Raw genomic sequence first — 13,501 nt, 5'->3', positions numbered from 1 at the left:
CCTTTTTCGTACATGCTGAAGAAATCAGTCGGTCATACATGAGCGAACGTTCATTAAGTGATGCAGGAGGAAGACCATGTCTGAAAAGTTGTTTACCGTAGGCAAAATCGTGAATACGCATGGAATCCGCGGAGAAGTCAAAGTGATGCCGCATACGGATTTTGCTGACCAGCGATTTGCTGTTAAGAGCAAGCTGTTTATTGTCCCGGACAAAGGGAGCATGATTGAAGCAACGGTGGATACATCCCGTTTTCATAAAAATATGTATGTCCTTAAATTCAAAGAGCTGCATGGAATTAACGATGCTGAGAAGTATAAAGGCTCTCTGCTGAAGATCAAAGCGGACCTTCAGGAGGAGCTTCCGGACAACGAGTATTACTTCCATGAGATCATTGGCTGCAAGGTGCTGACAGATGATGAACCGGCAGAGGAGCTTGGCACGATTTCAGAAATTTTAACGCCCGGAGCTAATGATGTATGGGTTGTGAAGACCCCTCAAGGCAAGGAAGTTCTGCTGCCAGCCATCCCGGATGTCGTTCTTGACGTAGATAAGGAAGCCAAGCTTGTCCGCGTGCATCTTATGGAAGGGTTGTTATAGTCCATGCGGATTGATGTGCTGACGCTGTTCCCGGAAATGTTCGACGGTGTGTTCCATTCGAGCATTTTAGGTAAAGCGGCCGAGAAACAAATTGTGCATTTAAATGCTATCAACTTCCGCCAGTACGCCGGAAACAAGCATAGTCAGGTGGATGATACGCCATATGGCGGTGGGGGCGGGATGGTGCTGAAGCCGGATCCGATATTTGCCGCAGTGGAGGATATTCTAACTCCACGTTCTTATGATCAGATTTCGAACAACGAGGAAGAGGCTGGGCTGGCGGAGGGCTCATCGGAATCATCAGAAGGCGTTAAGCCTCCACGCGTTATTCTGATGTGCCCGCAAGGCGAGACGTTTACACAGAAGAAAGCGGAAGAACTGTCTCAGGAAGAGCATCTTGTGTTCATATGCGGTCATTACGAGGGCTATGATGAACGCATCCGCGAGTATTTGGTTACTGATGAATTATCCATCGGGGATTATGTGCTTACAGGCGGAGAGCTGCCCGCAATGGTTGTTATTGACTCCGTGGTTCGATTGCTGCCGGGTGTTCTTGGCAATGAGACATCGGCGGTGACGGATTCATTCAGTACAGGGCTGCTGGAATACCCTCACTATACCCGTCCGGCTGAATTCAGGGGATGGAAGGTGCCGGATATTCTGCTCAGCGGACATCACGCGAACATCGAAGTGTGGCGCCGTGAACAAGCGCTCAGACGGACTTGGGAGCGTCGCCCTGAATTGTTGGACAAGCTGGAATTGTCCAAACAGGATCGGATTTATATCGCAAAGCTTCAGCAAGAATCGAAACGTTCATAATGAATGCCATAGACAAAGGAAAGATCTGCGTATGCCGATCTTTCCTTTTTTTCGTATAGATTACTGCCAAAATCAATAACAATAATAAGAGAGGCTGACGAGAACATAATCCATATCCATTGAATAATGTGCCTACATAGGCGTTTGCGGATGAATGAGAATTGTTAGGGGTGAGTAGGTTAGATGCAAGAGAAGAGGAGGCGTAAGGGCAATAAAGCCGTGATCCGTGGGCTGGCTTCTGGACGAATACGAGTGAGGAGGACCGAAGCCGCGAGGTTTGTTGCGCGGATTTCCCAATTGGCTTCGCTGACAAGTGCATTTGTGGAGTTGCCAGAGAATGATAACTTCACTCGAATCAAAATACAATTACAGAGTCTGAACGAGCTGGTGTCCGGCATGAGGTTTGCACGAAGAGAACGCCGCAGTATGAAGGAAGCGGTCCAGCAAGTTGTGACGATTCCGAATGCAGATTACCTGCAGAATATTGCCTCAAGACTGAATGGGGTCGTAACCTTGCTGCAAACGTTTGGGGAACGCATTGGCGTAGGCAGTGTCATTAATCCAGTGCTTGCGGAAGTTCAGAATGGCATTCAAACCGTGATGAATGATCCGGCACAGCGTTCTGATCCGATTCCGTTAGCAAATCTGGTGATCAATTTGCCGCGATATGTTATGGATGCTGTCAAGAACCCGGGTGAACGATCCAGACAGCGCCTTGGAGATGTTCTTCAAGGTATCCATCAGCAGAGCAGTGTATTGGGTGTTTCGAAGCAGGAGCTTGACGGGATGCAAGCTCTTACAGAAGGAATGGATAGGCTCTTGGGGAACGGTGCATCTTCAGGTGACTTGAGCGTTCAACTGGCCAACTATACCAATGCCCTGTCAGGTGTTGTTTCGGGTCTGAACCTTCCGAAAGCGGTCCGGGAAGCTGCATTGCAGTCATTATTGTCTATCTTAAAGAACTCCAGTGCTGATCATGTTCAGCATCATGTAGAAGCTAAAACCGCTCAAGGACACGGTTCTCCGAGCTCAAGAGAAACTGCTGAAGCAGGAGATTCCTTGGAATCAGGTCGAATCAGGGTCGCGGGACTAACGGGCCTGACGGTGGCTGCAGGTGCGACGGGAAAGAATCGGGCTACAGGTACTGACAAGAGTAATGACTCCGGGGGGCATTACTGGAATGACAGGAGTAAGAGGTTCAACCGGGGCGACAGGAAATACGGGAGCAACAGGAGCGTTTGGATCCATCGGAGCGACAGGCAGAGCGAGCCTTAAGGGATCGAGAGGGCCGACAGGTAGAATGGGAGCGGCAAGTCCAGCAGGCACAGCTAGAACAGCGGGTCCGACCGCGCCAACAGGTGTAGTTGGGGTCACGGGTGATAGAGGTCTATTGGGAGCGCCCGGATGTAATGGAGTTACGGGTACCACCGGGGGAACTGGGATGACGAGACCGAAGGGTGCTGTAAGTGGAAGGGCAGTAACCGTTCCAAGCGGAGCAGCGCGTGTGGTTGGGGTTACGGGAACTACGGGCGAAGCAGGAATCGCGGGTTCAGCTGAAGCAACCGCAACCGAAGCGGCAAGTCCAGCAGGCATGGCGGGAACAACTGTCTCCATAGGATTTACGGGTGTTACAGGAGCCGCAGGAGTGACAGGTGCAGTAACCATCACGGGGTTAACAGGCCCAATAGAGACCACAGGAGTGACTGGAGTAATCGGTTCTACGGGGCCAACGGGCGGAGTTGAGGTTACAGCGGTAATTCGCCGTACGGGAACAGCAGGAGCCGCAGGAGCGTCTGAAGTAACCGATGCTGCTGGTTCAACGGGGGCCGGGCCATGGGTTGGGGGAGCTGTACTTTATAACGCGGCGGGAAGGACTCAATCGGTTCCAGCGATGTCGCCCATCATCTTCTCGCAAAATGAACTGCAAGGCGTGACTTTTAATGGAACCACGACACTCGCGATCAACACCGCAGGTTTTTATTTCATCAACTGGCAAGTTGCACTTTCCAACCAGCAAAATTCACCAGGCATCTTCGGAATTGTGGTTAATAGCAATACGACTTCTCCGGCCAACATGGCATCTAGTGCAAATGACGATCGGGTATCCGGCTCTGCCGTTATCAACATGAAGGTTGGCGATACCGTACAGCTATATAATTTGTCTGCACAGACCCAAACCGTTACATCTACACAGACCGCCGCCAGGCTCAATATCACCAGAATGGGTTATTAAAATAAGAACAGCTGCAAGATTTTACATGTTACAGCCGAAATGTTTGTGGTTAATACATTATTGGAAACAAGACATAAGCATTGTTGAGGAGGCCCTTAATCGTGTCAGATAATAATGTAACGTATAACAATCAAATGGAAAAAGATCATACAGAAGTATCCTTTCAAACCGTCGATGATATTCTGGAATATTACGGCAAGCGCCATAAAGAGGCAAGCGATTCGAAAGAATCCGTAAATTAATCTTAGTCTAACCACTTTTGACATGTTATCTTACATGCCAAAAGTGGTTTTTTAAAGGTGAGTGTACTATAATTATGGATCATCTGGATGGGTGTAAAGATGAAATACTTGATTCTAACCGCAAAATGTGATACTATTTCTTTTGTTGTGAATACGGTGGTCCGCTGCGGATAATGAAGGAAATACATAGAATTTCCGGAAGATGCAAGAACGCCTGTGTGAGAGGAGGGAGTCATAGATGATGAATATCGTTCAAGCGATTACTGAAGAACAACTTCGCAAGGATATTCCGAGCTTTCGTCCTGGTGATACTTTGAAAGTACACGTAAAGGTTATCGAGGGAACTCGTGAGCGTATCCAGTTGTTCGAAGGTGTTGTAATTAAACGTCGCGGTGGCGGAATCAGTGAGACTTTTACCGTTCGTAAAATTTCTTACGGTGTTGGTGTGGAAAGAACTTTCCCAATCAACTCGCCTAAAATCGATAAAATCGAAGTGGCTCGCCGTGGTAAAGTGCGTCGTGCGAAGCTTTATTATCTTCGTGAACTGCGCGGTAAAGCAGCGAGAATTAAAGAAATTCGTCGTTAATTACAAGGCGGTAAAAAGGGGCTTGTGCGTATATACAAGCCCCTTTTGTATATCCAAAAATCGCTATTATGGAAAGCGATCTATAGAGAAGGACGGTGGGTTATGGAGAAAGATCAACAACATGAGGCATTGGACACAAACGTGGGGAAACCGGCCAAGAAGGCCAAAAACGAGCTGGTAGAATGGCTAAAGGCTCTTCTTATTGCTCTGGTTCTCGTCGTTCTCATTCGCTGGCTTCTCTTTAAACCGTTTATTGTGCAAGGTCCGTCTATGGAACCTAATTTTGTATCCAATCAAAAGTTGATTGTTAACGAGATTCTATATGATATCCGCAAGCCAGAGCGTGGAGAAGTCATCGTATTCCATGTTCCTGATGAGGGTAGGGATTTCATTAAACGCGTGATCGCTGTTGCTGGTGATACGGTTAAAGTTGAAGGCGATAAAGTGCTTGTCAACGGAGAGCCTGTGAATGAAACCTACATACAGGAAGCAATTGATAAGGCCCATGCTGAGGACAGATTATACAATAACACAGATTTTCCGAACTCCTTCGTTCCGGAAGGCGTTGTTCCAGAAGGCCATGTGTTTGTGATGGGGGATAACCGTTCCAACAGCACAGACAGCCGAATGATAGGATATGTTCCTTTGGGGGATATTATCGGTCGAGCAGACTTGATTTTCTGGCCGATTAAAGACGTAGGGCTCATCAACCATTAGCCACGACGCTATAGAACGATGAAAGTTTGCAGAGCAAAGTAGAGGTGACGACGTTTGACAATACAATGGTTTCCTGGACATATGACCAAAGCGCGCCGCCAAATTCAGGAGAAGCTGAAGCTGATCGATGCTGTAATTGAGCTGATCGATGCGAGGCTTCCGCTCTCAAGCCGAAATCCGATGATTGACGAGATTTTGCAGGGCAAGCCGCGGCTGATCATCATGAATAAAGCCGATTTGGCCGATCCTGAGGTTACAAGGCAATGGCAGGCTTATTTTAAAGAAAATAGCCTAACGGCCTTTCCTGTAGATGCATCAACAGGAACAGGCATCAAGGATATTCCAAACCAGATTAAATTGCTGTTGAAGGAAAAAATCGACAAACAAATCGCCAAGGGAATGAATCCGCGTGCGATGCGTGTGTTGATTGTAGGTATACCGAATGTGGGCAAGTCCACTCTGATTAACCGGCTTGCTGGCCGTAACATCGCGGAGACGGGGGATCGTCCAGGTGTAACGAAAGGGCAGCAGTGGATTAAGGTTGCTGGCGGGGAGATGGAGCTGCTGGATACACCAGGTATCTTGTGGCCGAAGTTTGAGGATCAGAATGTAGGGTATCGACTTGCGGTAACCGGCGCGATCAAGGAAGAAATATTGAACGTAGAGGATATTGCCTATTTTGCGATCAAATATTTCTCCAACTATTATTGGGAGACGATGAGTGAGCGATTTGATCTCAAGGAACGTCCGACGGATCTGGACAATCCGGATGAAATCGTTGCCGTCATGGAAGCGGTCGGAAGAAAACGCGGCTGTATCGTAAGCGGCGGCAGAGTCGATCTGGAAAAAGCCTCGAGCATATTCCTGCGTGAGCTCCGTGCAGGCAAGCTGGGCCGCTATTCGATGGAGTCCCCTTATTGATTAGCTTGGGGATAATGCGATAACATCTCTGCTCATGTCCGCCATGAGGATGATACAGCATAAAGGTTTTGTTTTTGGCACGTGATAAAAAAGTGAATGTAAGACAAGGTAAGAGCTGCCGGTGATGGCAGCTCTTTTTGTTGAAATGGTATGATCCTACCTGTTCTGGAATCGGCGTTTGCTGCGAGAGGGTGACGCCCTGTGTCTTGTATGATAATCTAGAAGAGTTACTAGATTGAGAGTGTAGTTGACAGACCGTATGTACGGACTTGAAACAAGCGGTAATTCGGAACCAAAGGGGTTAAAGCTATGACGGATTTATTAATGTACGAGCGTGACTATTGGAATCATTATATACATATTGCAGGCATTGACGAAGTTGGCCGGGGCTGTTTGTTCGGAGATGTGGTTGCGGCGGCGGTTATTTTACCGGAAGGGTTAGTAATCGAAGGGATTGATGATTCGAAGAAACTCAGTGCCAAGAAGCGGGAGACACTATATGATCTCATCATGGAAGATGCGCTCGCTGTCGGTGTGGGGTTGGTGGATGCGGAAACGATCGACAGGATCAACATTAAACAAGCGGCAAGGCTTGCGATGAAGATGGCTGTTGAGCAATTGGCGGTCACCCCTCAATTTCTGCTTGTTGATGCTGAGAAGGTGGATTGCGATATCCCGCAGCGTGCGATTATCAAAGGCGATGCCAACAGCCAGTCCATTGCCGCGGCTTCCATTATTGCGAAGGTCACCCGTGACAGATTGTGTGAAAGGGAATGGGAGGCGCGATATCCGGAATACGGAATTGCAGTACATAAAGGCTACGCAACCAAATTTCACCGGGAACAGCTGCAATTGCACGGACCTACGTCCATGCACCGGAGAAGTTTTTTGAAAAACATGGAGATTGAGCAATTGTCCTTATTCTAGAATTCGATGCAGCCCGCCCTCGTCAAAAGGCGGGCTGCTGCCGATATATAAGGTAAATAGAAGGCGTGGGAGGATAAATCGTGAACATCGGATCGTTGATTCGCGGACTCCTGGGAGAGCAAAAGCCGGGAGACGCCAAGACGTTGGAATTAAAGCCGGGTCAGGTCGTTCGCGGTGTGGTTATGAACGTATCGGAAGATGGGCAGGAAGCGTTAGTGCAGATCCAGGGCGTTCAAGTGAAGGCAAAACTGGAAACGCCGCTTCGAGCCGGAGAAACCGCGCTTCTGCAGGTTCAGCCACCGGGAGAGGGAGGGACAGCCGTACTCAAGCCGCTTAGTCCAACGCCGGGCCAGCCGTTGTCCCCATCCTCCATGGCGGAGGTGCTGGATTTTGCCGGTCTCCCGGATACGAAGGAAAACCGGGAAATGATTAAGGGCATGCAGACGGCAGGAGTTTCGTTAACGAAGGAAAATATAGCTATGTTTCGTGAGGCGTTGGCTGTGAAACCACCAATGGTTCCTGCGGCAGAATGGGCGGAGTCGGCTGCTATCGCGTTTCATCGCGGACTGCCGATTACTCCCGAAAGTGTGAAGGGGCTGCATCAGGCAGTATTCGGACCTCAGCTCCATCAATTACTGCAGTCTCTTGAGCAGCAGCTGGCTTCTGTTATAAGTGTCGGCGCCGGAACTGCTGTAGATGGGGGAAAAGGCGCCGCGCCTGCATCTTCTCCTCTAGCCGGTGCTGCGAGCGGCGCAGCAGCTGAAACCGTACCGCAGCAGGCCAGCCCTCCAGCAGGAGGCGCTGGCAGCGCAGCGCAGGCCGCGACAGGTCAGCAGGCACTGCTGACCAAGCTGCAAGGCCTGCTGCAGCAGCTGCGCGGCGAGCTCGCGCAGCCATGGGCTGGCGGCGGCACGGCAACGCCTGCCGCCGGACAAGCCGCCGTGCCCGCTGGGCCGGCGGCAGCCCCGGGCGAAGGGGCCGCAGGCCCTTCGCCAAAGCCGCCCACCCCTGGCGGCGCGGAGCCGTGGGTGGGGCGGCTCTTGAAGCTGCTCGGTGCAGAGCACGAGCAGCAAAGCCTGCGCGGGGCCGTCAGCGGCCCCGCGGGTGAAGCGGCGCGCACGGGTAGCGCCGCTTTGCCGGGCGGGCAGCAGGCGACCGCGCTGCCCGGCGGCGGCGCGGCAGGAGCGAGTGCGGCAGTGCCCGCACCTGCTCCTGCTCCAGCACCCGCTCCGACAGCGGGTGCTGCTTTATCGCCTGCTGCTGCGGCACAGCAGCAGGCGGCAGCTGGGGGAGTCGCCGCTTCCCAGCCGCCAGCCGCCAATGCTGCCGGTACCGGCTCAGGGGCCGTAGCGAGCGCCCCTGTTACGACTGGTAACGCAGCAAGCATAAATCATCAAGCTCCGGTTGCCCAAGCGGGCACAACGAATCAGCCGGGCGTGGCACAACCCTCTGTGCCTTCTGCACTGCAGAGTATGGCCCAGGGCATGCAGCAGCATTCAGTCATCGCCTCAACGCAGGCAGGCGACTCGTCACAAGCCCTTCAGGACACCTTGAAGGGGGTGCTCCTTCAAGTTCTGTCCAGCCAGGAAACACCGTCGGCACTGAAGGAAGCCGCTCAGCAAATCGTGCAGCATTTAACGGGGCAGCAGCTCCTGCTGAACACGGATAGAACAGCACCGTTCGCCCAGGTTACCATGTTTATCCCTCTGCATGGCGCGGACGGAGAACAGACCGCCTCCGTACATATTCAGTCGCGCAGAGGGCGCAAAGGCGAGCTCGATGCCACCAACTGCCGGCTGTTGTTTGATCTGGATATGAGATTTCTGGGACCGACCCTCATTGATGTGCAGGTCGTCGACCGGATTGTCAGCCTCAGCTTCCGGAATGACCAGAGCTTTGCCGCGGAACTGTTTGAAGGAAAAAAGCAAGAGCTGGCGACGGCTGTTGCGTCCATTGGTTATCAGTTGTTAAGCGTAAAAACAGAACCGCTGCCCGTTGATCCACAGCCGTCTTCGGATATGTCGGTGCAGGGAACGGCCGCAGAATACGCCCCTCAGACCTATAAAGGGGTGGATATGCGGATATGACCAAGCAAGAGCAAGAACAAGGATCGATGACGGCCATGAAAAAGGCCGTTGCTCTTAAATATACGCCTGGCGAGAGTGAAGCGCCGATGGTTGTTGCCAAAGGACAGGGCAAGCTGGCGGAATCTATTCTGGATAAAGCCAAAGAGCATGGGGTTCCTGTTCAGGAGGACGCCGCATTGGTGGAGATTCTCTCCAAGCTGGACCTGGACCAGCAGATCCCTGCAGAGCTTTATCAGCTCGTAGCCGAAGTGCTGACATACGTTTATCGCGCGGATGGTCAGGCGAAGCAGGAGGGAATGATGCCGTAATGCCCTCTCGATTCGGGAAGAAAGACAGCCGCAAGCAAAAAGGTGCGGCTGCTGAGGAATTGGCGGCAGCAGCCTTGGTTGAGAAAGGTTACCGCATACTGGACCGCAATTGGCGCTGCCGCTTTGGAGAACTGGATATCGTTGCCGAGATCGGGGCGACCCTCGTGATCATTGAAGTAAGAAGCCGGAGCGGGACGACTAGCTTCGGTACGCCTTCGGAATCCGTCAATGCCCGCAAAATGATACAGGTTCGGAATACGGCACAGCAGTACGTGCATCATAAGCGTTACCATGAACGGTCGATTCGCTTCGATGTCATCTCGATAATTCTTGGCGCTGATCTGTCGGCTGTCTCGATGGAGCATATCGAGAATGCTTTTTAGATTGAAAGTGAATGCTACCCCGCATAACTCGAATTAAAAAAAGAAGGTGGCGGAGTGATAAACTCCTTCACCTTCTTTTACTTAAACGGTGAGTTTCCATTAGTATTGGCAGACTTCCAGACAGTTGTCATCCAGATCATAGAAGGTAAAGTAGGTTGCGCCGTATTCCAGAATGGTATCGACGCGTACGCCATGGTCCTTCAGGTGTTGATAAGCCTCCTCGGCATTGGAGACAAAAAAATTAAACATAGCGTGACGGGGCTCAAAATACTTACCCTCTTCTGTAGAGAACAGGGTGAGGGATGTCTGCCCGAACAGGATGCATTGGTATTCGCCTTGCTCGCTCTCCCAACCGACTCGGCCTCCCAAAACATTTGTGTACCACTCCTTTGCAGCTTTCATATTCCGGGTGGGTACAAAGACAGTGTCAATATGCTGAAAAATAGAAGTAGTCATGGTATCACTCCTTGGTTTTATTTGCTGCTGCTCCAGATCAAGACTTGTTCTTTCTGCCCCGTGTCGCTGTCCACCGAAACATCAAGAACTTCAAAACCGTTTTTTATATAAAAGCGGAATGCCCTCTGGTTCTCCTCATACACCCGGAGCTTCAAAACATCTCTAAGGTTCATCGCGCAGTGAAGAAGTGCTTTTCCGTATCCCTGATTTTGTTGGCCTGTGTTAACAAATAATGCGGCAAGATCATTTTCAACCATGGAGACGAACCCTTGAATGCGTCCTGCGTCTTCAAGCAAGTAGGTTTCTGACATCGGGAGATAGACATTCCGCATTTCCGCTTGCCGGGACTCCCAATAATCGGCTGGGACAAAATGATGGGCTTCCTTGGATGCATCAAGCCAGATTTTGATGAGATCATCCATATCAGCAGGGGTCATCGGTCTGATTTCCATGATGTATTCACTCCAATCGCTGTCATTTAGCGGGATGTTTCTTCGGTCGCGATATGCTGTCGATCCAGCTGCCGGTATTGAATCGCTTCAGCAACGTGACGGCTATGAATCTCTTGGGATGCTTCCAAGTCTGCAATGGTTCTAGCCAGCTTCAGAATCCTGTCATAGGCGCGCATGCTGAGACCAAGTGTGTCGATTGTCGCTTGCAGAAGTTCTGCCGAGTCCTTGTCCAGCAGCACATGTTTCCTCAGGAAGCTTCCAAAGAGTTCACTGTTCCAGCAAAATGGAAGCCTGTGGTAGCGCTCTAACTGAATGGCTTGCGCCGCGTAGACTTGATCCCGCATTTGCTGTGAGGATATAGGCGTGGAGCTTCCCGGCCATTCCTTAGGCCTGGGCACGTCCACCTGCAGGTCGATCCGGTCCATTAAGGGACCCGAGATCTTAGCGCGGTATTGAGCAATTCGAGTAACGCTGCAAGTGCATCGCTGATGGGGATGATCGCTGCCGTAATAACCGCACGGACAAGGGTTCATCGAACAAGCCAGCATGAAATGCGCCGGGAAGGTAAATACCGCCCGTGCCCGGCTGATGGTTACTTCGCGGTCCTCCAGGGGCTGGCGCAGCACCTCAAGCACATGCCTGGAGAACTCAGGGAGTTCATCAAGGAACAGAATGCCCTTGTGGGCCAGGCTGACCTCCCCCGGCTTCGGAATGGTTCCCCCTCCGATGAGCCCGCCGGCCGAGATGGTATGATGCGGAGACCTGAAGGGGCGTTTGGTCATCAAGCCGTCGGACGATTTTAATTTGCCGGCAGCGCTGAATATTTTCGTAGTTGTCAACGCTTCTTGGTCTGCCAGCGGCGGAAGGATGGTGGGAAGACGCTTCATGAGCATCGTTTTTCCGGTACCGGGAGGGCCGATAAGCAAGATGTTGTGCATCCCGGCAGCAGCAATCGTGAGGGCCCGCTTGATATGCTGCTGTCCGATCACATCTTGATAATCTTCAAGCTGTGTGTCCTGCGGGCTTTCATGTTGTGTTCCACCAGACTGCGATGATTTATCATAGCGGAGCTTTGACAGCGAAACGTCAGCCATTAAATTTCCCATGGCTCCATTGGGATCATTCCCATCCTGAACGAGCTCTTTCAGGTGCTGCAGCCCGTAAACCTCGATTCCCCCAATTAATGCTGCTTCAGGAGCATTCTCGAGCGGCAGGACAACCCCAGTAAAACCCTCTTTTTTGGCTTGCTCCACCATGGGCAGAACACCCGTTACGGGTCTGAGCGCACCATCCAGTGCAAGTTCGCCAACGATTAGCATTCGTCCTGCATCCGTAAAGGTCCATTGCTCGCTTGTCAGCAATATGCCAACAGCGATCGCCAGATCGAAGGAGGATCCCACCTTGCGAAGATCTGCCGGGGCGAGATTGATGGTTACCCGTTTAAGCGGGTAGGTAAATCCGCAGTTTTTGATCGCTGCCCGTACCCGCTCCACGGATTCCCGGATAGAGGAATCGGGCAGCCCGATAATGGCGGTTTGCGGCAGACCATTGGCAAGGTCCACCTCTACCTGAATGACAACGCCATCAATGCCGTGCAAGCACGCGCTATGAAGTTTTCCATACATAAAAAAGCACCTCTTTTTCAGATATCAGTGGATTGTATTCGTTATAGAACATCCGTGATTTCGAAAAGGGTGCTTCCTCCTTTCGCTGGTGATTATAGTCCGTATTGTAAAAGCTTATCCAGCTTATGTCAATTCATATGCGTTCTCTCTGTTTTACAGTTTCCTCGATATCGACAGCAAATGGGTTGCCCTCGATTTTAATCACACCCCACCACGGCGTAACTGGTTAGAAAATCAAATCATATTAGGAGAGGCTCGAGAGAAATATGAGTTGTCTGCATTTGAAAGAGTATGAACATTATTAGTAAAACCAAGACAATAAGTAAGCGCATGAACCCATTTTTTATAAAGATGGGTTCTAATCTAGCCCAATCTGGATATTAGTCCAACCTTAAAGCAAAACACTCAAGTACCCTAAACCATCTTTATGGGGAGGTGTCATGATTGAGTTGCCTTGAACATGGAATTAACCGTAAAAAGAAAACCGAAGTGGTTTGTCCTCCGAAAGAAAGAAGGAAGAAGTGCAGGCGTCGAGTCTTTAAAAAATAGTGAGGGTCTCATGTCCTCCGCCCATTTTGACACTTTCCATGGTATCTGGAGTTTATGCTTCCGAAGCAAGTGATTTGAATGTTGCTGAGTTACAAGACGCCATAACAGAACATAATGAATCCTTTATACATTCATTAGAAGCGAAAAAAAACGAGATTGTAGATACACTTAACAAGTTTCCAGAAGATGAAGTATTACAGGAAGTAAAACAATACTTGAATGAAAAAACCTGAACTTTCTGATGGGCAAATCATCAGTGATTTCAGTGTAAATGTTTTACTGTTCAATGATAGTGGAGCGACTTTATCGCTCGACAATTATATTGAAGAACTCGAAGAGCAAGCCTCCTTTAAAACAAGTCTTAAAGACGAAGAGATTAAACCACTTGCTACTGGTGGAATTGTTTGGGTAAACTCAATTAATGGTAATTTAAATACTAGAAATATCGAAATCACAACAAAATACGTTAGTTATGTAGGAAGTAAACCCGACAGTGTAAGTTTTACCAATAAATTTCTTGCCAGTGATGTACAAACCAGTAACAAAGGATACTACGCAGAGTAAGGAAGAGATTCAAAACACTTAACAAGAAATCAAT

17 protein-coding genes are annotated in these 13,501 nt (G+C 50.2%); 14 read left to right on the top strand and 3 right to left on the bottom strand.

Annotated elements, in window-relative coordinates; genetic code table 11:
- The first annotated feature begins 76 nt into the window (after window positions 1-76).
- From rimM to PVOR_RS20390, 12 genes are all read left to right on the top strand, one after another.
- Window positions 77-598 carry a ribosome maturation factor RimM gene (gene rimM, locus PVOR_RS20440; protein ID WP_006211359.1) on the top strand — a complete coding sequence of 174 codons (522 nt, stop codon included), beginning with the start codon at window positions 77-79 and terminating at the stop codon, window positions 596-598.
- 3 nt (window positions 599-601) lie between these two features.
- On the top strand, window positions 602-1,417 hold the full coding sequence (gene trmD / locus PVOR_RS20435; protein ID WP_006211358.1) for a tRNA (guanosine(37)-N1)-methyltransferase TrmD: 816 nt from the start codon (window positions 602-604) through the stop codon (window positions 1,415-1,417).
- Between the two features lie 252 nt (window positions 1,418-1,669).
- Window positions 1,670-2,692 carry a collagen-like repeat preface domain-containing protein gene (locus PVOR_RS29345; protein ID WP_160164021.1) on the top strand — a complete coding sequence of 341 codons (1,023 nt, stop codon included), beginning with the start codon at window positions 1,670-1,672 and terminating at the stop codon, window positions 2,690-2,692.
- A complete protein-coding gene (locus PVOR_RS29340) occupies window positions 2,598-3,650 on the top strand; it encodes a collagen-like protein (RefSeq protein WP_160164020.1) in 1,053 nt (350 codons plus the stop codon). Before PVOR_RS29345 ends, PVOR_RS29340 begins: the two co-directional genes overlap by 95 nt.
- A gap of 101 nt (window positions 3,651-3,751) precedes the next feature.
- Window positions 3,752-3,892, top strand: coding sequence for a hypothetical protein (locus tag PVOR_RS30745; protein WP_006211355.1), 141 nt, complete (start codon window positions 3,752-3,754; stop codon window positions 3,890-3,892).
- Window positions 3,893-4,133: 241 nt separating this feature from the next.
- Window positions 4,134-4,478, top strand: coding sequence for a 50S ribosomal protein L19 (gene rplS / locus PVOR_RS20420; RefSeq protein ID WP_036642425.1), 345 nt, complete (start codon window positions 4,134-4,136; stop codon window positions 4,476-4,478).
- A gap of 102 nt (window positions 4,479-4,580) precedes the next feature.
- The gene (gene lepB / locus PVOR_RS20415) at window positions 4,581-5,195 is read left to right on the top strand and encodes a signal peptidase I (protein WP_006211353.1); all 615 of its coding nucleotides are present in this window, start codon (window positions 4,581-4,583) and stop codon (window positions 5,193-5,195) included.
- 54 nt (window positions 5,196-5,249) lie between these two features.
- Entirely contained in the window at window positions 5,250-6,116 is an 867-nt protein-coding gene (ylqF, locus tag PVOR_RS20410; protein ID WP_006211352.1) for a ribosome biogenesis GTPase YlqF, read from the top strand.
- A 309-nt stretch (window positions 6,117-6,425) separates the two neighbouring features.
- Window positions 6,426-7,043, top strand: coding sequence for a ribonuclease HII (locus PVOR_RS20405; protein WP_006211351.1), 618 nt, complete (start codon window positions 6,426-6,428; stop codon window positions 7,041-7,043).
- Window positions 7,044-7,123: 80 nt separating this feature from the next.
- The gene (locus tag PVOR_RS20400) at window positions 7,124-9,130 is read left to right on the top strand and encodes a hypothetical protein (RefSeq protein ID WP_006211350.1); all 2,007 of its coding nucleotides are present in this window, start codon (window positions 7,124-7,126) and stop codon (window positions 9,128-9,130) included.
- On the top strand, window positions 9,127-9,438 hold the full coding sequence (locus PVOR_RS20395; protein ID WP_006211349.1) for an EscU/YscU/HrcU family type III secretion system export apparatus switch protein: 312 nt from the start codon (window positions 9,127-9,129) through the stop codon (window positions 9,436-9,438). The genes PVOR_RS20400 and PVOR_RS20395 overlap by 4 nt, the downstream gene beginning before the upstream one ends.
- On the top strand, window positions 9,438-9,821 hold the full coding sequence (locus PVOR_RS20390; RefSeq protein ID WP_006211348.1) for a YraN family protein: 384 nt from the start codon (window positions 9,438-9,440) through the stop codon (window positions 9,819-9,821). Before PVOR_RS20395 ends, PVOR_RS20390 begins: the two co-directional genes overlap by 1 nt.
- A gap of 99 nt (window positions 9,822-9,920) precedes the next feature.
- Here the strand turns inward: PVOR_RS20390 and PVOR_RS20385 are convergent, their stop codons facing one another.
- The 3 genes from PVOR_RS20385 to PVOR_RS20375 are packed head-to-tail and all read right to left on the bottom strand — an operon-like array spanning window position 9,921 to window position 12,354.
- A complete protein-coding gene (locus PVOR_RS20385) occupies window positions 9,921-10,277 on the bottom strand; it encodes a VOC family protein (protein WP_006211347.1) in 357 nt (118 codons plus the stop codon).
- A 17-nt stretch (window positions 10,278-10,294) separates the two neighbouring features.
- Window positions 10,295-10,729 (bottom strand): GNAT family N-acetyltransferase, encoded by a 435-nt coding sequence (locus PVOR_RS20380; RefSeq protein ID WP_006211346.1) that lies wholly within the window; start codon window positions 10,727-10,729, stop codon window positions 10,295-10,297.
- Between the two features lie 26 nt (window positions 10,730-10,755).
- Window positions 10,756-12,354: a YifB family Mg chelatase-like AAA ATPase gene (locus PVOR_RS20375; protein ID WP_006211345.1), complete on the bottom strand. Its 1,599-nt coding sequence runs from the start codon at window positions 12,352-12,354 to the stop codon at window positions 10,756-10,758.
- A gap of 587 nt (window positions 12,355-12,941) precedes the next feature.
- Between PVOR_RS20375 and PVOR_RS30740 the strand changes: the two genes are divergently transcribed.
- Entirely contained in the window at window positions 12,942-13,136 is a 195-nt protein-coding gene (locus tag PVOR_RS30740; RefSeq protein WP_040680754.1) for a hypothetical protein, read from the top strand.
- On the top strand, window positions 13,123-13,467 hold the full coding sequence (locus PVOR_RS20365) for a hypothetical protein (protein WP_006211343.1): 345 nt from the start codon (window positions 13,123-13,125) through the stop codon (window positions 13,465-13,467). Before PVOR_RS30740 ends, PVOR_RS20365 begins: the two co-directional genes overlap by 14 nt.
- Window positions 13,468-13,501 lie beyond the last annotated feature (34 nt).

The organism is Paenibacillus vortex V453, from assembly GCF_000193415.1.
In the GTDB taxonomy this organism is placed as follows: Bacteria; Bacillota; Bacilli; order Paenibacillales; family Paenibacillaceae; genus Paenibacillus_AQ; species Paenibacillus_AQ glucanolyticus.
The sequence above is the reverse complement of the archived record's forward strand: the minus strand, read 5'-3'. Positions and strand labels throughout refer to the sequence as shown.